This is a genomic window from Methylococcus mesophilus (assembly GCF_026247885.1).
In the GTDB taxonomy this organism is placed as follows: Bacteria; Pseudomonadota; Gammaproteobacteria; order Methylococcales; family Methylococcaceae; genus Methylococcus; species Methylococcus mesophilus.
In genome coordinates this window covers 3,202,350-3,220,304 of the sequence record NZ_CP110921.1, presented here as the reverse complement: position 1 = coordinate 3,220,304, position 17,955 = coordinate 3,202,350, and the positions used below count along the sequence as shown (strand labels likewise).

The following is a 17,955-nucleotide window of genomic DNA, read 5'->3' as shown; positions in this document are numbered from 1 at the left end:
ACTGCCACATCTTGTCATAATATTCCAAGAATATGCAGACTTGGGCAAACTTGGCATCGAGCAGGTGCCTGACCGAGAGGGAGCAGTGGTGGCATCCAACTACGAGGCAATTTGCGAGGAGAACCGGGAGAGCTACGGCACCAAAGGTGCTCAGAAGTCCGGGAGGCTTGCAGCTGGTCTGTACGACGACCGCACGCACTTCATCTTCGAACTGCTGCAAAACGCCGAGGACGCGCTCGGTCGGCGAGGCGAGTGGCACAAATCACGAAAGGTCGAGTTCACCCTGAACCCGACCCGCCTGACGCTCTCGCATTTCGGCAAGCCGTTCGACGAGGCCGACGTCCGAAGCGTCTGCGACATCGCCGAGAGCACCAAGAACGAGTCCTCCATTGGCCGCTTCGGCCTCGGCTTCAAGTCCGTCTACACGGTCACCGATCTTCCGGAGATCCACTCTGGCGACGAGGACTTCGCCATTGAGGATTACGTCTTTCCCAAACGGTTGGAGCCGTCGGCGCGCGATGCTGATGAGACACAGATCATCCTGCCCCTGAAACCGGAAGACGCGAGCGCAGCGCAGGAGATCACGACGGGGTTCCGCCACTTGGGCCCAGGCGCACTGCTGTTCCTGCGTCACATTGACGAAATCAACTGGAGCGTCGAGGGCGGGGCGTCCGGGTTCTATTTGCGCAATATCCCCGAATCGCTTGGCCCCAATGTCCAGCTCATCACGGTGATAGGCACAGAGGATGATCGGCAGGAGGTCGATCAGAACTGGATGGTGTTCCACCGCGACGTGTTTTCTGCCGAGGGACAGAAAGTCGGAAGGGTGGAAATTGCTTTCTCGTTGGTGGCGGTAAAGGATGACCCTGGTCGCTGGGTGGTGCAGCCGCTGGCCAAGTCGCCGCTGGTAGTTTTCTTCCCGACAGTGGTTGAGAGCCACCTTGGCTTTCTCGTGCAGGGGCCGTACCGCACCACGCCAAGCCGCGACAACATTCCGCCCGGCGAGCCGTGGAACCAGCATCTGGTCAAGGAGACCTCCAGCCTGCTGGTGGAGGCGATGCGTTGGATGCGCGACAAGGCAATGCTGGATGTTGCAGCGTTGCGCTGCTTGCCGCTTGACCGCGAGAAGTTCCCAAAGGGTTCGCGGTTTGCGCCAATATTTGATGCCGTCCGGCAGGCATTTCAGGAAGAGGCGCTGCTTCCGACCTTCGACAGCAGGCATGTCACCGCCCATCAGGCCAAGCTGGCGCGCACGCAAGAGTTGCGCGAGCTGTTCAGCCCGGAACAGGTTGCGGCGCTATTCGGTTCGAAGGTCGCCGCTTGGCTATCAGGCGACATCACCCAGGACAAGGCACCCGAGATTCGCCAGTACCTGATGCGCGAACTCGACATCGACGAGATCACCCCGACAAAGCTGGTGCCGAGCCTGACCAAGGCGTTTCTTGAGGCGCAATCGGACGAGTGGGTGTTGCGGCTATACGAATTCCTGAGCGGCCAGGAGAAAGCCTTGCGCCGCCACCTCGACATTGTTCCTCTCATCCGCCTCGAAGACGGTACTCACGTCGTCGTCCGAGAGAACGGTAACGCCAGAGCGTTCCTGCCCAGTGACATCGCCACCAGCTTCCCGACGATGCGTCGGGCGGTGTGTGCAACACCCGAGGCACGAGATTTCTTGAGTTCGCTGGGCATCACAGAACCGGACCCGGTAGATGACGTGATCTGGAACGTCCTGCCGAAGTACCAAGAGGAAGAAGTCGATGTGGACGGCGATGCCTACGCCGCAGACATCGAACGCATCCGCTCGGCGTTTAGCACCGACTCGACAGCACAAAGGGAAAAGCTGCGTTCCGCCTTGCGCGAAACTTCCTTCGTGATGGTGGTCGATGCCGGCGACGGTAAAGTCTACGTCGCCAAGCCCGGCGACATTTACGTCGCCACCGACCGCTTGAAGCAGCTCTTCACGGGAGTGGCCGATGTCTTCATCGTCGATGACAAGTACGACTGCCTACGCGGCGAGAGCATGCGCGAACTGCTGGAAGCGTGCGGTGCGCTGCGGTATCCGCGCCCGGTCGAGGCTCCGCACGCACTAACGCGGGATGAAAAGTTGGAACTGCGTCGGCAAACGGGCCACGAGGGAACCTCGGGCATCAATGACCGGATCGTCGACTGGCTGCTTCAAGGTTTCGACGACCTCATTGCGCTTCTGCCAAAACTCACCCCGGAGCAACGCGTCGAGCGCGCCCGACTGATCTGGGAGAGTCTGGGCGATCTCGAAGAGCGTCGCGGGCGCGGTATCTTCGATGGCTCCTACACCTGGTCGCACTACGGCGAACGCAAGACACCGCCTTTCCCGGCTGCCTTCCTGCGCTATCTCAACAAAGGAGCTTGGGTGCCCGATGCCAACGGCGAACTGGTGCCCCCTGGCCTCGTGGTGTTCGACACTCTCGGTTGGAAACCCAACCCCTTTCTGCTGAGCAAGATCGCCTTCAAGCCACCAATCATCGACCAACTGGCCAAAGAGGTTGGTATCGATCCTGCCGCCCTCGACTTGCTGCGAAAGCTCGGCATTACCAGCGTGGCAGATCTGACCTCACGGCTTGGGATCACTGACGCACCGCCAGAGGACGAAGCTTCATCCGGTGATGCGCCGTCCGACGAGATTCCGACCGAAGAAGAGGCGGACGACACCAATCGACCTGGCGAGGATGTCTACGACGACGCGAAAGACCTGTACGGCGACGATATGCCGGACATTCCGCCAAAAACGCCCGACCCGGACAGCGACGGCGCAACGAGTGGCGCAGGACGCGGCGGTCAGGGTGGAGCAGGCACAGGGGCGCCACGCGGCGGCGGTCAGGGCAACGGCGGGGTACACGGTGGCTCTGGTAGCCATACCGGTAGCGGCAGTAAGAGTGGCGGTGCCAGCAGCGGGGGGCAGGAGAAACGGACTCCTGGCTCGGCTGGCGGAAGACCGTTCATTTCCTACCTCGGCACTCATCCTGATGACGAAGGGCCCGATCCTGATGGCCTCGATCAGGCAACACGGATGAAGATCGAGGATCAGGCCATAACCCTGATCATTTCGCTCGAACCCACGCTGCAACGCACGCCGGATGGCAACCCCGGTTTTGACCTATACGAGGCCGACAGCAGTGGCAGGCAGATTCGATGGGTGGAAGTGAAGTCGATGACGGGCAGTTGGGAAGATCGCCCCGTGGGACTATCGCACACACAATTCGACTGCGCCTGCGAAAAAGGCGATGCGTATTGGTTGTACGTGGTCGAACACGCGACCGATCCCGCACAAGCCCGCGTGCTGAGAATTCAGAACCCCGTCGGCCAGTCCCGGACGTTCACGTTCGACCGTGGGTGGAGCGAGATAGCTCGAACTGATCCGCCCCGTTGATCAGCGACTGGGCCAAGTCATCGAATCCATGCCCTCAAGGCCAAGGCGTTACTATCTGCTCCTGAAAGCGGACGCGGGTTCGGTTCCGTGTTCCACTGATCTGGCAAATGGCGCGCGGGTTCGATGAAAGCCTTCTTTCATGGTGGCGCGAGCCATTAAAGAGCGCTTTAATATCCGGCGTCGCTATACAAGAAGTCTTTAACCCAATGCGCACAGCCGGGACTTACGTCATCTCTTCTACTTTGGGCGAATCCGTACGCGCCTTCGTGCCTCACCCGCTGCCGCCCGGCGATCCAGACCTGGCTCCGGAATCATTCGTTGCCGTCAACCACATGGCGGAGCTGGCGCTGGCGCGCCTGTCGGGGATAGCGGGACTGGTGCCTTCGGTGGACTGGCTGCTGTACGGCGCTATCCGCAAGGAAGCCCTGCTCACTTCGCAAATCGAGGGCACCCAAGCCACGTTGACCGATCTATTCGACGAGGAAGCCGGCTTTGCCGTCGACAACACCGATGACGTGCAGGAGGTCACCAATTATTTGCGCGCCTTCCGCATGGTTCAGGACAACCTTCGTAGCCCCTGTGGCCTTCCCATCAGCGTGCGCCTGCTATGCGGAGCCCACGGGCTGCTGCTGGAGGGAGCGCGGGGTTCCGGCAAACAGCCGGGCGAGCTGCGCCACTCGCAAAACTGGATCGGCGGTACAAGGCCCGGCAATGCGGTCTTCGTGCCTCCACCCGCCGAGCAGGTGGCAGAGCTCCTTGGCGACATGGAGCGATTCATCCACGAGGCGGCGCCCACACTACCGCCGCTGGTGAAAATCGCTCTGGTTCACGCACAGTTCGAAACCATCCACCCTTTCCTGGATGGCAACGGCCGAATCGGGCGCTTGCTGATTGCCGCTTTGCTGGAACACTGGGGCCTGCTGTCCGAGCCGCTGATGTATCTGAGCGGCTATCTGAAACAGCATCAGGCCGAGTACTACCGGCGCCTGTCCAACATCCGCACCGGAGGCGATTGGGAAGGCTGGGTGGCGTTTTTCCTCGAAGGTGTCGCCACAGCCGCCAACGAGGCCGAGCGCGGCATCGTTGCCATTGCCAGTCTGGTCGCGGCAGATCGTCGCCGCCTGCTCGAATCGCCCAAGGCAGGACCCGTCGCCTACCGCCTGTTCGAAACGCTACCGATGATGCCCCGCTTCACCATTGAGCGAGTGCGGCAGAAACTGAGCACGAGTTTCCCTACGGCGAATGCCGCCGTGAAGGTACTGGAAGACCTTGGGATCGTAACCGAAATGACCGGACAGAAAACCAACCGCAGCTATAGCTACCAGCCCTACATCGAATTGCTGACACGCTGATGACCGTGCACCCTCGGGAACAGGCACCCACGGTTAGTGGAGATACCAGCGGTCCTCTCCTTCATGAATCCCAAATGTTGGTCAATCCTCCCAATCCCCGGACAAACTCCCTCACGGTTCCTCATGCGCCATAAGAGTGGGTTTGAACCGAGGTCCAGAATACACCACCAGACACCAAGCCAGAGAATATTCTCTGGCTTTTTTGTGCCCGTCTGTAGGCCACGGCTGGCGCGGTGTGCGCATTTGGTCTCTTGACTGGCCGTGACCTGCTCCCCGATTTAGTCCGAAACGGACATAGAGTCTGCGGTTAAAAATGTGTCTGCAAACTGATCTGGCGTCAGGTAAGCCAACGAACTGTGGGGGCGTTGCTCATTGTATTCCCGACGCCACTCCTCAATGACTTGGCGAGCATGGCGCATCGAGACGAACCAATGCTCGTTCAGGCATTCATCCCGGAATTTGCCGTTGAAGCTTTCGATGTAGGCGTTCTGCTGTGGCTTACCTGGCTGGATGAAGCTCAAGCACAGTCCTTGGCTATCGGCCCATTCATCCAAAGCCTTGCCGGCAAACTCGGGGCCGTTGTCGACGGTGACTGATTTGGGCAATCCGCGGATCTCTGCCAGCCGTTGCAGCACACCGACTACACGTCTGCCAGGCAGCGAAGTATCGACTTCGATGGCCAAGCACTGCTTCGTGAAGTCATCGACGATATTCAGGCACCGCAGCCGCCGACCATCGGCCAAACCGTCCGAAACATAGTCCATAGACCAACTCTCGTTAGGCGCCGATGGCGCGACCTTGATTTGGCGCTCCACGCCGGCAATGCGCTTCCGCTTTCGTTTGCGGACCATCAGGCCGGCCTCGTGATACACGCGATAGGTGCGCTTTCGGTTGATTTCCCAACCCTCTCGGCAAAGTAGCACGTGCAGCCGGCGATACCCATAGCGCCGCTTCTGCGCTGCCAATTCGCACAGTCGTTCCTTGAGCTCCTGGTCTGCTGGCCGCTTAGCTTCGTAGCGATACAGCGACCGAGAAATACCGATCAGCCCACAAGCCCGCGTGACGCCCATCTGGTGCTTTGTCATCAGATGGGAGACCGCCGCCCTCTTGGCTTGTGGGCTTACCACTTTCGGCCTACAACCTCTTTCAACGCAGCATTGTCCAGCATCGCCTCCGCCAGCAGGCGCTTGAGCCGGGCATTCTCGGTCTCCAGTGCCTTGAGCCGCTGCGCATCCGACACTGTCAGGCCGCCGTATTTCGCTTTCCAGTTGTAGTACGTCGCCTCGCTGAGCCCGTGCTTGCGGCACAGCTCCGCTACTTTTAGGCCGGCTTCGGCTTCCTTCAGGATGCCAATGATCTGTTCTTCGGTGAAACGCTTCTTCATGCCGCCTCCTATCGAGGCAGACTCTACATCACGACCGGACTAATCTCGGGGAGCAGGTCAGCCGGTCTTGAAAACACCTGTTTCGAGCTCAATTTGGCCGAATTTCTCTCTCTGTTCTCTGTCGAGCTCTTGAGTGCTCAAGAGGCCGAGCCCAGGAAAATCAAGGGCTCCAGCGGGTCGGGTTGGAACTGGACATTGGCGGGCGATAGGGATTGCAAACGTGGAATCATCGCAACCCACGCCAACGCCATTTCCGACATCCCGGCTGGATGCGCGAACTACAAGTGCTGACCGAATTGGCGATTACCCCATGTCTGGCAGTTCGGAAGCACTCCACTCTCAGCTTGGTAAAATCGCCGGACTTCACTTAACCCGGATCCTACCGATGCGTTCATCCATACTTGGCGGATTCTTGTCCGCGCTGGTGGCCGCAGTGACGGTTTTGACTCTTTCCGAAATCTCCCATGCCGCTCCGATCACGAAGGTAGCACCAAGCCCCAGTCCGCACATTCCAGAGGTAATCGACTTTCCGCCCCACCGGCTCGACGAATTCCGCTCGGAATGGCGCAGGGCTTGGCCGGACGCCACGGTTGGCGCGCCTCCTCGGAGCCCGGAACGCACCGCCTGGCTTCTCGGTGCCTGGTGGGCTATCGTCGATTGGTGTTCGGATCAGGGCATCCGGTGTGAAAAGGATGCCGCAAAATACGTGAGGAAAGTGTTCGGACTGGACCCTCGATCGATCGATGATTGCGGTTGGACCGGAGCGATCGGTGGGACCCTCGGCGACGGCTACGATGCCACGAGCGGAATTCTCTATGGCGAACAGCGCACGCCCGTCCTGCTCCCCGATCTTTTCGAGAAGCACGAGGTCAAGGGTTGTCGTAAGTGAGAGAGGCGCGGACCCAGCCTAAGAGCCTGTCTTACCAATGACACGCTGGCAGGTTACCCTGGCGACGAGGTAGAACCGACGCCGGAGGTCATCATGTTGCCAAGTCGAGTGTTGATCACGGGAATCAACGGCTTGATAGGCGGCATACTGCATCGGGAGCTTTCAGACACCTACATCCTTTTTGGTCTGGACCGGGAAGGTCCCTTCTCCGACCGAATCGCCTCGGTGGACATCGCGGATGCCGAGCGGCTGTGCGATACCTTTCGGCGGTTCGCCCCTCTCGATGCGGTGATTCACTTAGCAGGCGACTCGAAGGTTTACGCCGATTGGGAGCACTGCCTGAGCGCGAACATAGTCGGGACCCGCAACGTTTACGAGGCTGCCCGAAGGACGTCCGTAAAGCGGGTGGTGTTCGCGAGCTCCAATCATGTCACGGGTGGCTACGAGCAACCGGCGGGCGAGTCTGCAGGCGAAGCGTTGGCCCCGCCACCCCGAATTACCGTCCGGGACCCAATTCGACCGGACAGCGATTACGGGGTCAGCAAGGCATTTGGGGAAGCGCTTGCCCGATTCTATTGCGATCGATTCGGCATCTCATCCATATGCCTGCGAATCGGTTCGGTCCTGCGCGATGACGACCCTACCCATGAACCCAGGCACCTGCAGACGTGGCTGAGCCACCGTGATCTGATTCAGCTGGTCGAACGCTGCCTTTCCGCCGATGTTGAATTTGGCATCTATTACGGGGTTTCGGATAACAAGGATCGTTTCTGGTCGATCGTGGAAGCGACAGCCGAACTGGGATACCACCCCTTGGACGATGCTGTAGAGCGTTCGAAAACCATTCAATAGACGCCCTGCTGGCAACACGACGAAGCCGGCCTGTGAAGTGGCAAAACCACATCGTCATTGCCGGCGTGATCACCGCGACGATTGACCCGGTGCTCGCCCCCGGCGCCATGCTCGGCGCCATCGCTCCGGACTGGCTGGAATGGCTCATCACCCCCGTGCGCAAAGTCCGCCACCGCACCGTGACCCATTACCTGGTCCTGTGGCTAGCCGCCGTCCTGTTCTTCTTCCTGATCTGGGACTTCCACCACCTCGGGCAGGCGTTCAGCCTCGGCGGCCTGTTCCACCTCCTCACCGACGCCATGACCATTTCCGGCATCCCGCTCGGCTGGTGGTCCGACCGCAAGTTCTACCTGTTCGGCGGCCGGCTCAAGACCGGCAGCGCAGAGGAGTACATGATTTCGGGCGTGGTGCTGGCGATCTGCGCCCTCATCGTCTGGCACCGCCCGGACAACCGCTTTACCCCGTTCTTCTTCGACTGGGGCGGGTACTACGAACAGGGCTTGATCGACGGGCGGGAATGGAAGGAGAATCGGTTTCGGTGGTTGTAGAGGTTGAGGCGACGGGGTGTAATCGATTGCCTTATTCGGGTACATGAGATAGGGAAAACAATTTGAATTCATAGGAATACGGACAAGAGGCTCCTCTTATGCACCTGCTTGGTGTACTTTCTTGCGCCTTTTAGGGCGTCCATTTGTAGTTGGGCACCTCAAGAAACCTTTTTGCCATCCTTTTTCCTTTAAGAGGACGTGATCAAGATGCTGACAATGGATGAGGCCCTGAAATTACTGCGCGACGGAGAGCGAAGGCAGTGGTTGATAGCTGACTGGAGCTGGCACATTAGCGGAAGCGGAAATGGGGGCGTTTACATTGGCCTTGTTCGAGGAGACACGGCTGACAACTGCCTTAATGACGCTAGTTGGACTGTCAGTAAGGGCGATGGGCTAACCGGATTCTCAATGTGGTGGGAAGACGGAGAAGAGCGTACGGAATATTCTTACGATCCAGCATCGGGCGAATCTTGGCCCCTTGTTATTCATCGCGAATTTCATGGCTTGGAACAAGATCAATTCGATCTTCTGGAGGAGTTCCGCTTATTCCACAACTTGTGGCACGACCGAAAAACAGATAACTATTTCAAGGTTCTAGCAGACGGAACTAAGCAGAAGGTGGTATTCTGCGATTCATCTGGCGCAATGCTGGTGGATACGGCGGCGATTCGAAAGTTTTGCGCAGTACGGGGATTGAAAATTCTTCTACAAGTTGATTCGGTGCAATTTTTTGATGAGCCTCAAGAAGAAAGCTCAGAAGAAATAACCGATTCGGCGCTTTGCGCGAGTCGGCACGTAACCAACGATTCGATTTCTGGAAAGCCCGCGTTTGGTCGGTTTCTCGGCAAGCGACTGATAGAGGCGCTGCCAATTGAAAAGTGTGGTGTCTGGCCATACGAGGATGAAAGCACTTATGAATCCTTCATCATCGGAATCCACAATGATGGATCAGATGCAGTTTTTACGTCCAACCCAGATGAACTCGCAGATTATTTCGGTAAAAATGCTGATAACCCTCACTATCTCACCCCGGTTCATTTCCGCAAGGATGTACTGAAAAAGTACCTTGAAAAGCCCAGTCTCTATTCAGTCGAAGATGGATATCTACGTTGTGGGAGTATGTGGGGCTTGCGTATGGATAACGACCATGAAGATAAGGTGGTGGTATTTCTGGGTGATCTTGGGCGTGACCTCCCAGAGTCGGAACAGCAGTACTGGCGCTCGTTCAATGTTCGACCTGATGGCGGACTAAGCGAAACTTGTTTCAAGCGTTCCTTTTTAGCCCAGTTTGCCGACCCTACGAATCCCGATCTCGCTATAAAGTTTGAGCGTCGCAAGCTTCTGGAAAAATGGCATGAAGCTTTCGGGTTTGGGCTTTACGTTGACTTTCACAAAGATGATACGGGTGTGCTCGCAGATTTGCGGGTGCCTATTTCAGATGAATGGACCGAATTTGATCGCTGTACTATCGCCGCAACCAAGGTCTTTATTGACTACCTGAACGAATCGCAGCTCGCTAAATTGGCAGCTACAGAAATTGCAGCGATGAAGGCAAACGATCCTGACAAGCCGGTTCGGGGGATTGATAAGTTACAGGCATGGCTCCGCCAAAATGGAGGAATCAACCCTCCGGAGGACTTGATAGCCTCGCTTCGCCTGTTGCAAGACCTAAGATCGAAATCGGCTGCTCACCGTAAGAGCAGCGCATTGACTGCATTGCTTACTGACCGAGGGCTGGAGGATGAGTCTCCGCGAGAGGTCTATCGCCAGTTGATCTTGGAGCCAATGCTCGAGTATTGCCGGCGTCTTTCAGAGTTTGCTGAGAACCATATTCAGACCTCGGAGTAGCCGGTGCCCAACCATTCATTCCACCGGACCTTGCGCATAAGGCCGCGCAAGACCGGTGAATTCAGACGTTAGCCACTTATGCCCTGGTGCCCATACACAGACTTAGATTTGCCCGAGGAGGCAATGAACTCCGAGCACATCATTCCGCTGGCGCTTGGAGGGTCGAACGCCTTTTGCCTTGGCGTCGACAAAGACTTCAATGCAAGAGTTGGCTCAAGCATTGATGGTGTCTTGGCAAATGATTTTCTTACTTCAATGCGCCGCCGAGAGTTCGACGCCAGAGGGCACAGCAACACCCCGCCTACGGTCTTGTTGCGCAAATCGACGCTTGGAGACGAACAAAGGCCTATTCAGGTAACGCTGCGTGGAAAAGAAGAACCGCTTGTTTGGGATGCCATGGACAAACGCTATCTCGATCCTGACGAAGTCTCTGGTAACAAAATCTCTTCACAATTCAAGATCGACATCCATGTTCGTAAACGCTTCCTAGCGAAAGTCGCTCTATCCGCTGGATACTTCATCTATGGTGATCTGTTTCGTAGTCACGTCAGACATAATGAATTGCGGGCGTTGATGAACTTCAGCGCATCAACTACAAGAGACAGCTTTGCTGGCTTCGGCCTGCGCGGATATGACGAATTTTCTCCAATTGAGGAAGCTGATGCGCAGCAGAAGGAGTTGGACAGTTTTTTTTGTCAGCTAATCAACGGTTCGTGTGTGATCGCTGGGCTTGGCCCACAGAATGTCGTATTTGTCGTCGGAGTTTTGGGTAAGTGGATCGGCACGCTGAACGTTCCTGCTGTGACCGAATCCTTCCCTGTTGAGAGAGAGCATGACCTTGGACATGTAGTCGTGTTACGCGACGGGGGAATGACCAGAATGTCTTATCGGCAACTCGCAGCAGACGCATATGGCATCCTTAACCAAGAGCGTGGCTAACCCATCATTCCACCGGACCTGCGCGAAAAGCCGCGCAGGCCGGTGAATTCAGACGTTAGGCCACGAGTGCCATGCTGTCCAACAACTGGAAACTTGGAGACCGGCCGGAACTTGGCGCAATGAATGTCGCCAACTCTCTGATCCGCACCCTAGACTTCTCGGATCCTGATGCCATCCCCAATCTCCGTAATGCATCGACCATTCTTGTCGGGTCTGACTACAGCGGACAGCATGCCACTTCGCAGTTCGAGGCTCTCTGCTTTTTGTTCGTGGACGCTGATCGGAGCCGGTCGTGGTTAAGAGCACAGAAATCGTTACGGAAGCAGTTCTTGCCTGACGGTCGCCGCCTCTCTTACAAAGCACTAAACGACCGGCAGCGGAATGCTGCGCTTCCCCGCTTTCTTGAGGCCACCAATCTATTGTCTGGTCTCTTGGTAGTTATCCTGGTGGACAAGAGCATTGAATCCCTGTTCAAGTCATCCGGAAGAATTGAATCGTCTGATCCTGAAATCCAGTCCATTGCCCATTGGGCTCCGCATGTTGTCGAGAAACTACTCCGGGTTTGCCACTTCGCATCCTTCTTCCTTTCTGGCTTGTCCCGCGAGTACCAAGACGTTCTCTGGATAACCGATCAAGACGATATTGCTGCCAACGTCGAACGACACGGTGAATTGGTGTCGACCTTTGGGCGCATCAGCAGTCATTACTTACCTCACACTCTTGGCCACCTTCGTATAGCCACTACAGCATCCGATACGGGGAAGCGAGATGTAGAGGATTTTGTTGCAATCGCTGATCTCGCAGCCGGCGCTATATGCGAGACGCTGAATACATATCACCGTCTTGGCATACCACCAGCACCCGGAGTCACCTTGCCTATTCCGAACGGCATTGACGCCAAAGTGCTTCGTCTAATGAATTGGTTTTCCGACTCTCGCAGCTCTCTTAAGCGACTGGTGCTTGCGTTTGAACCTCTTGCAGGTTCAACCCGCTTGCGCGTTCGCCACTACTCATTCAATTGAACCTGTGATGTCGTGGCCTTGACCTGCTCCCCGAGATTAGTCCGGTCGTGATGTAGAGTCTGCCTCGATAGGAGGCAGCATGAAGAAGCGTTTCACCGAAGAACAGATCATTGGCATCCTGAAGGAAGCCGAAGCCGGCCTAAAAGTAGCGGAGCTGTGCCGCAAGCACGGGCTCAGCGAGGCGACGTACTACAACTGGAAAGCGAAATACGGCGGCCTGACAGTGTCGGATGCGCAGCGGCTCAAGGCACTGGAGACCGAGAATGCCCGGCTCAAGCGCCTGCTGGCGGAGGCGATGCTGGACAATGCTGCGTTGAAAGAGGTTGTAGGCCGAAAGTGGTAAGCCCACAAGCCAAGAGGGTGGCGGTCTCCCATCTGATGACAAAGCACCAGATGGGCGTCACGCGGGCTTGTGGGCTGATCGGTATTTCTCGGTCGCTGTATCGCTACGAAGCTAAGCGGCCAGCAGACCAGGAGCTCAAGGAACGACTGTGCGAATTGGCAGCGCAGAAGCGGCGCTATGGGTATCGCCGGCTGCACGTGCTACTTTGCCGAGAGGGTTGGGAAATCAACCGAAAGCGCACCTATCGCGTGTATCACGAGGCCGGCCTGATGGTCCGCAAACGAAAGCGGAAGCGCATTGCCGGCGTGGAGCGCCAAATCAAGGTCGCGCCATCGGCGCCTAACGAGAGTTGGTCTATGGACTATGTTTCGGACGGTTTGGCCGATGGTCGGCGGCTGCGGTGCCTGAATATCGTCGATGACTTCACGAAGCAGTGCTTGGCCATCGAAGTCGATACTTCGCTGCCTGGCAGACGTGTAGTCGGTGTGCTGCAACGGCTGGCAGAGATCCGCGGATTGCCCAAATCAGTCACCGTCGACAACGGCCCCGAGTTTGCCGGCAAGGCTTTGGATGAATGGGCCGATAGCCAAGGACTGTGCTTGAGCTTCATCCAGCCAGGTAAGCCACAGCAGAACGCCTGCATCGAAAGCTTCAACGGCAAATTCCGGGATGAATGCCTGAACGAGCATTGGTTCGTCTCGATGCGCCATGCTCGCCAAGTCATTGAGGAGTGGCGTCGGGAATACAATGAGCAACGCCCCCACAGTTCGTTGGCTTACCTGACGCCAGATCAGTTTGCAGACACATTTTTAACCGCAGACTCTATGTCCGTTTCGGACTAAATCGGGGAGCAGGTCAGCCTAACCTTGCGGTCAACACGGACCTTGCGCGAAAAGCCGCGCAGGCCGGTGAATTCAGACGTTAGGCGTCACAACCATGCTCGTCGAGTCGCTCGCAGAAAACCTCTTCTTCACCACCGTGAGGATCGACACGCGTGCAGCGAATGGCGCGCTCGGTTCCGGTACCGGATTCCTATACACGCACCGACTCTCGGAGTCTCAGCACGCGATCTTCGTCGTGACGAACAAGCATGTGGTGCAGGGCGTGCAAGCAGGCTCTCTGACATTTCATCAGAAGAAGGACGACAAACCGAATCTCGGAACCGGGTTCCGGCTAGACATCAACGATTGGCCTCAGGCTTGGTTCGGCCATCCATCGCCGGACATAGACATCGCCGTGGTTCCCTTCATCCCGCTTGAGACACACATCAAGCAACAGGCTGGCGTGGAACTGTTCTATCGATGTGTTGACTCCAACATGCTCCCAAGTGCGACGCAGCTGGAGCAACTTGACGCCATTGAGTCTGTGACCTTTATCGGCTATCCGGACGGAATCTGGGATCGTTCGAATCTGATTCCAGTCGCTCGGCGAGGCACAACTGCATCGCCGATCGTAGTCGACTTTGAAGGCACGCCGCGCTTCATCATCGATGCATCTGTCTTCGGAGGCTCCAGTGGCAGTCCAGTGTTCATCTTGAACCAAGGTATGTACTCGGACAAGCGCGGGAATACTGTCGTTGGTTCTCGTCTGATCTTCGTTGGGGTCGTGGCTGCTGTCTTCTTTCGAACCGAACTCAATCAGATCGTTGCTGTACCTGTACCAACACAGAATCAACCGATGGCGCAGCAGAGAGAGATGCTTGATCTTGGCATCGTCTTCAAGGCGCGCACCGTGGTCGAGACAATCGAAGCCTTCATCAAGGCGCGCGGTGACGCCTAACCCTTCGCTGGAGCCGACTCGCACCGGCATGGCACTTGGCCCGCTTCCCGGAGTAGTCCATCATCCGTCCAACGCGAAAAGATGCGTTGATAGGATGCCGCCAACGTAAGGAAGCGCATCGCTCGCGATCATTGCGCCCCACGTTGGTTGGCACAGCCTAGGTGGGTTACGCGCACCTTATCGCGTTGAGTTCGCGCGTTTGGAGTCTTGAAGCCATGCCAATGTCACGACCGTTGAAGTGGATACTCTGGACTGTCGGAACACTGCTGACCTTAGCCGCTGTCGCCGTATTGCTGACGGCATCGATTGTCTCCGGGCTGGTGGACGAGCCGAGCAAGGACGAAGTTGCTCGCGTCGTATCGCCGTCTGGAAACATCGAAGCCGTACTTCTTGAGACCAACGGTGGCGCCACCACGTCATTCGGATACGAGGTCTACGTCGTGGAGCGCGGCGCCCAACCTGCGGGTTCTCCGGCTGTTTCGCTATATGGCGCGATCCGCAATCAAAACGCATATGGCGTAAATCTTAAGTGGCCATCACCCGATTCGCTAGCCGTCGAATATCTGAGCGCAAAGTCCGCTCAGGTCAATACGCAAACTCAGACTGTCGGAACTCAAACGATCCGGTTTGCCTTTCGAGAGGGCGTCATCGACAATACTGCGCCCTCGGGAGGCATGTTTTACAACTTGCAGGGCCGCCAATGACAATCACGCCCAACCCATCATTCCACAGGACCCGCGGGAAAAACCGCGCAGGCGCCTCAACTTCACGTTAAGGTCCGCACAGCGCCTCACACGGCACCCCATCCCCGTCCCGATCCAGGCTTTTGACGCCGCAGCGGGTGAGGTAAAACCGCGCTTCTTTGCAAGTGGTCATGTCCTTGCGGGTGCGCTTCGAGCCGCAGGAGGGCACAGCGGCGCTGGGCGAGGGACGGGGGGTCGGCGCGGGTTTACGGGTTGCGAAGAAATCATCCCAGAACGACGGGCCACGGGTCTTGTGGCGGAATTCCCAGGGCGGGACCGGGTTCGGTTGTGACCACAGCCCGCGCCGGGCGGTCCGGGCTTCGTCCTCGGCGCCGAAATAGGGGGGATCGTGAGCGTACTGGCGGTAAACCATCTCAACACAAAACCTCGATTCTTCTATGATCTCACTTCAGGTTGTGTGTCCGGGATAGTCTAGCCAGGTCATCCGCCGGTGGTGAGCATTTCGCGCGACTGGAGATCAATCTGGCCGCCACGATTAAGAGGCTGTTACTGATCACCAGCAATCCACAGCTTGATGACCTGTTTGCAAGTGCAGCAACCTATCGAGGCAGAGCATGAAGTCAGTCAAACTACCGCAGCCGTCCAAGAGATCCGAGGCCTCCCTTGCCCGTTCCTCAGCGACCGAGTACCTGACCTTCGTCGCCGCCAGCGGCCAAGGGGGAGCGGAAGCGGTGTATGCCGATGAAAGCATCTGGCTGACCCAGAAGATGATGGGCATGCTCTACGATGTGAACGTGCGCACAGTGAATGGGCACCTGAAAAAAATCTTTGCCGAGAGCGAACTGCAGGAAGATTCAGTTATCCGGAAATTCCGGATAACTGCCCGCCATCATCGCAGTGGGCTACAAGGTCAATTCCGAGCGCGCAGTGCAGTTCCGCAAATGGGCCACTGGCATCATCGAGCAGTTCACCATCAAAGCCTACGTGATGGATGACGAGCGCATCAAGGCCGGTGGTTCCGTGCTCACTGAGCAGTATTTTGAAGAGCAGTTGCAGCGCATCCGCGAGATTCGCCTCTCGGAGCGCAAGTTTTATCAGAAGATCACCAACATCTACGCCACGGCGATTGATTACGACGTGACGGCGCAAGCCACCAACTTTTCGATCTTGGACCGGTTGCTGCTGGACACCGTACTGCAGCCGTAAGCCCGGAGGAGACCCGAATGTTGAACCGCTTGCCTTCTGCCGAAAAACTTCTGCGCATGAATCGCCGACAACGCAAAAAGCTGCGCGTTGGCGAGTTCCAGGAACGGGTGTTTGAGGTCCGAATGCGATTCCACAAACCCATGGATGATGCCGCCCACGATGATTTTCTGGATGGGTTCATTGCGCTGATCGAGTCGCGCCACCTCGCCGTTGGTGGGCTGGGCGGCCAACTTCCCTTGATGGAAACGGATGGCATCGTGTCCGCTTGGGGGCGTGGTTCGCCCACCGAAGAGGACCGGCAGGCCCTGCTCGATTGGCTGCGGCGCCACCCCTGTGTGGCCAGCGCAGAAGCCGGTGATTTCATGGATGGCTGGTACGGCTGGGACGATGCGCCATGAGTCGCAGCCGCCGCAAGACACCGATTTTCGGCCATACCACCGCCCGCTCGGAAGCCGATGACAAACGCTTGTGGCACAAGCGCTGGCGCTCGCGCGAACGCGATCAACTGGCGTCCCTCGGTCCAGACGGCGATCCGTTGCCGGTGCATCGCCAAGCCGTATCGAGCACTTGGGATATGGCCAAGGATGGAAAACACTGGTTCGATCCGCGCCGCCAACGTGAGATGGCGGAACGTATCGCCACCCGCCGTAGCCCGTAGAAGCTGGTCGCAAAACGCTAGAGGCCCGGCTGCTAGCCAAGTGGCGGGCACAATAATCCATCGGCAGGGAGTGATGTGTGGCGATGGGTCACTTCAGAGACAAGCATACTGACAACGTATATGCTCAATCACTGCGTCAAGTGCCGGAGGTTCCGCCATGTCCAAAGAATCTGTTTTCACCATGAAGCTGAAGCCAGAACTACGTGCCGAGTTCATGGCCGAGGCAAAGGCCAGCCATCGACCCGCCTCACAGATCCTGCGTGAATTGATGCGCGAGTTCGTGCAGCACCAGCGTGAGGCGCGGGAGTACGACGAGTTTCTGCGCGGTAAGGTTGCCGATGCTCGGGAACAGATCCGTGCCGGAGAGTGCGCCAGCGCTGACGATGTGGAGGCCCGGTTCGCTGCACGACGTGCGCAGTTGCTGGCCAAGGCAGGGCGTGCTGGCGAATGAGGGTCTTCTGGGCCGCTGCTGCAGAGCAAGACCGCGCCGACATCATCGACTACATCAGCCAGGACAACCCGCTCGCCGCCGTAACTGTCGCTCCTTGTCAAGCCATCTAAACACGCTGCCGCACATCCCAGTGGACAGATTTCGCCCGCCGATTCAAGTCTTCCAGCGTCAGAACCGGAGCCATCTCGGCTACGCAAGCCTCCACGATTCCCGGCGCCAAGCGCACCAGCCGCGCAATCCGGCTGACCTGCGCTATATCGATGCCCTCCGCCGCCGCGAGTTCTGACAACGATTCGAACTTCCCCTCATCCAATAACCGCTGCCAGTAATGCGCGAGGCCGAGTGCTCGGATGAGCGGCGTGTCCTGCTCGCCTCTACGCTTTTCCACTTCCCGCTTGGCTTCTTCCTGAAACGCCGCCGGAGTTCCCAAGGGCGTCAGGATCTCCCGTTTCAGCCCTCGCTTCACCAGCGTCCAGGGCAGAAAGGTTTCCAACTGAACCCCGCCTGCCGGCTGGGGAAGGGATACGGTGCGGGGTTTGCCAATGATGATCCCGCGGTCTTTCTTCGCCATCGT

At 57.5% G+C, this 17,955-nt stretch carries 18 protein-coding genes; 15 read left to right on the top strand and 3 right to left on the bottom strand.

The genetic code is table 11. From position 1 onward, the window contains the following. Positions 1 to 40: 40 nt before the first annotated feature. Positions 41 to 3,406, top strand: a complete 3,366-nt coding sequence (locus tag OOT43_RS15280) for a sacsin N-terminal ATP-binding-like domain-containing protein (RefSeq protein WP_266021420.1) — start codon at positions 41 to 43, stop codon at positions 3,404 to 3,406. 107 nt (positions 3,407 to 3,513) lie between these two features. Next, positions 3,514 to 4,758: a Fic family protein gene (locus OOT43_RS15275; RefSeq protein ID WP_266021419.1), complete on the top strand. Its 1,245-nt coding sequence runs from the start codon at positions 3,514 to 3,516 to the stop codon at positions 4,756 to 4,758. Positions 4,759 to 5,036: 278 nt separating this feature from the next. Here OOT43_RS15275 and OOT43_RS15270 read toward each other — a convergent pair. Further along, positions 5,037 to 6,142 (bottom strand): IS3 family transposase gene (locus OOT43_RS15270; RefSeq protein WP_394358016.1). Its coding sequence is split into 2 segments (ribosomal slippage): positions 5,037 to 5,884 and positions 5,884 to 6,142, totalling 1,107 coding nucleotides; the frame shifts between segments, so codons are not numbered across the junction. Positions 6,143 to 6,554: 412 nt separating this feature from the next. Here OOT43_RS15270 and OOT43_RS15265 point away from each other — a divergent pair. From OOT43_RS15265 to OOT43_RS15225, 9 genes are all read left to right on the top strand, one after another. Then, the gene (locus OOT43_RS15265) at positions 6,555 to 7,031 is read left to right on the top strand and encodes a hypothetical protein (protein ID WP_266021418.1); all 477 of its coding nucleotides are present in this window, start codon (positions 6,555 to 6,557) and stop codon (positions 7,029 to 7,031) included. Positions 7,032 to 7,124: 93 nt separating this feature from the next. Beyond that, on the top strand, positions 7,125 to 7,883 hold the full coding sequence (locus OOT43_RS15260; RefSeq protein WP_266021417.1) for an NAD-dependent epimerase/dehydratase family protein: 759 nt from the start codon (positions 7,125 to 7,127) through the stop codon (positions 7,881 to 7,883). A gap of 32 nt (positions 7,884 to 7,915) precedes the next feature. After that, positions 7,916 to 8,431, top strand: coding sequence for a metal-dependent hydrolase (locus OOT43_RS15255; RefSeq protein WP_266021416.1), 516 nt, complete (start codon positions 7,916 to 7,918; stop codon positions 8,429 to 8,431). A 198-nt stretch (positions 8,432 to 8,629) separates the two neighbouring features. Next, a complete protein-coding gene (locus OOT43_RS15250) occupies positions 8,630 to 10,279 on the top strand; it encodes a hypothetical protein (protein ID WP_266021415.1) in 1,650 nt (549 codons plus the stop codon). A 123-nt stretch (positions 10,280 to 10,402) separates the two neighbouring features. Continuing rightward, positions 10,403 to 11,218 carry a hypothetical protein gene (locus OOT43_RS15245; protein WP_266021414.1) on the top strand — a complete coding sequence of 272 codons (816 nt, stop codon included), beginning with the start codon at positions 10,403 to 10,405 and terminating at the stop codon, positions 11,216 to 11,218. A gap of 71 nt (positions 11,219 to 11,289) precedes the next feature. Beyond that, entirely contained in the window at positions 11,290 to 12,240 is a 951-nt protein-coding gene (locus tag OOT43_RS15240) for a hypothetical protein (protein WP_266021413.1), read from the top strand. A 79-nt stretch (positions 12,241 to 12,319) separates the two neighbouring features. Further along, positions 12,320 to 13,425, top strand: a protein-coding gene (locus tag OOT43_RS15235) for an IS3 family transposase (protein ID WP_394358017.1) whose coding sequence is annotated in 2 segments (ribosomal slippage) — positions 12,320 to 12,578 and positions 12,578 to 13,425 — 1,107 coding nt in all. Because the reading frame shifts where the segments join, the coding sequence is not laid out codon by codon here. A 94-nt stretch (positions 13,426 to 13,519) separates the two neighbouring features. Next, positions 13,520 to 14,362, top strand: coding sequence for a trypsin-like serine peptidase (locus OOT43_RS15230; protein ID WP_266021410.1), 843 nt, complete (start codon positions 13,520 to 13,522; stop codon positions 14,360 to 14,362). Between the two features lie 215 nt (positions 14,363 to 14,577). After that, positions 14,578 to 15,066, top strand: a complete 489-nt coding sequence (locus OOT43_RS15225) for a hypothetical protein (RefSeq protein ID WP_266021409.1) — start codon at positions 14,578 to 14,580, stop codon at positions 15,064 to 15,066. 67 nt (positions 15,067 to 15,133) lie between these two features. Here the strand turns inward: OOT43_RS15225 and OOT43_RS15220 are convergent, their stop codons facing one another. Further along, positions 15,134 to 15,478: a thermonuclease family protein gene (locus OOT43_RS15220; protein WP_266021408.1), complete on the bottom strand. Its 345-nt coding sequence runs from the start codon at positions 15,476 to 15,478 to the stop codon at positions 15,134 to 15,136. A gap of 485 nt (positions 15,479 to 15,963) precedes the next feature. Between OOT43_RS15220 and rhuM the strand changes: the two genes are divergently transcribed. The 4 genes from rhuM to OOT43_RS15200 all read left to right on the top strand — a co-directional run bounded on the left by rhuM (position 15,964) and on the right by OOT43_RS15200 (position 17,381). Then, positions 15,964 to 16,272, top strand: coding sequence for a RhuM family protein (gene rhuM / locus OOT43_RS15215; RefSeq protein WP_266021407.1), 309 nt, complete (start codon positions 15,964 to 15,966; stop codon positions 16,270 to 16,272). A 17-nt stretch (positions 16,273 to 16,289) separates the two neighbouring features. After that, complete coding sequence (locus OOT43_RS15210) at positions 16,290 to 16,670, top strand: YggL family protein (protein WP_266021406.1); 381 nt, start codon at positions 16,290 to 16,292, stop codon at positions 16,668 to 16,670. After that, entirely contained in the window at positions 16,667 to 16,930 is a 264-nt protein-coding gene (locus OOT43_RS15205) for a hypothetical protein (RefSeq protein WP_266021405.1), read from the top strand. Before OOT43_RS15210 ends, OOT43_RS15205 begins: the two co-directional genes overlap by 4 nt. A 157-nt stretch (positions 16,931 to 17,087) precedes the next feature. Continuing rightward, complete coding sequence (locus tag OOT43_RS15200; RefSeq protein WP_266021404.1) at positions 17,088 to 17,381, top strand: antitoxin of toxin-antitoxin stability system; 294 nt, start codon at positions 17,088 to 17,090, stop codon at positions 17,379 to 17,381. Positions 17,382 to 17,487: 106 nt separating this feature from the next. Here OOT43_RS15200 and OOT43_RS15195 read toward each other — a convergent pair whose 3' ends face one another. Next, a complete protein-coding gene (locus OOT43_RS15195; RefSeq protein WP_266021403.1) occupies positions 17,488 to 17,952 on the bottom strand; it encodes a hypothetical protein in 465 nt (154 codons plus the stop codon). Positions 17,953 to 17,955 lie beyond the last annotated feature (3 nt).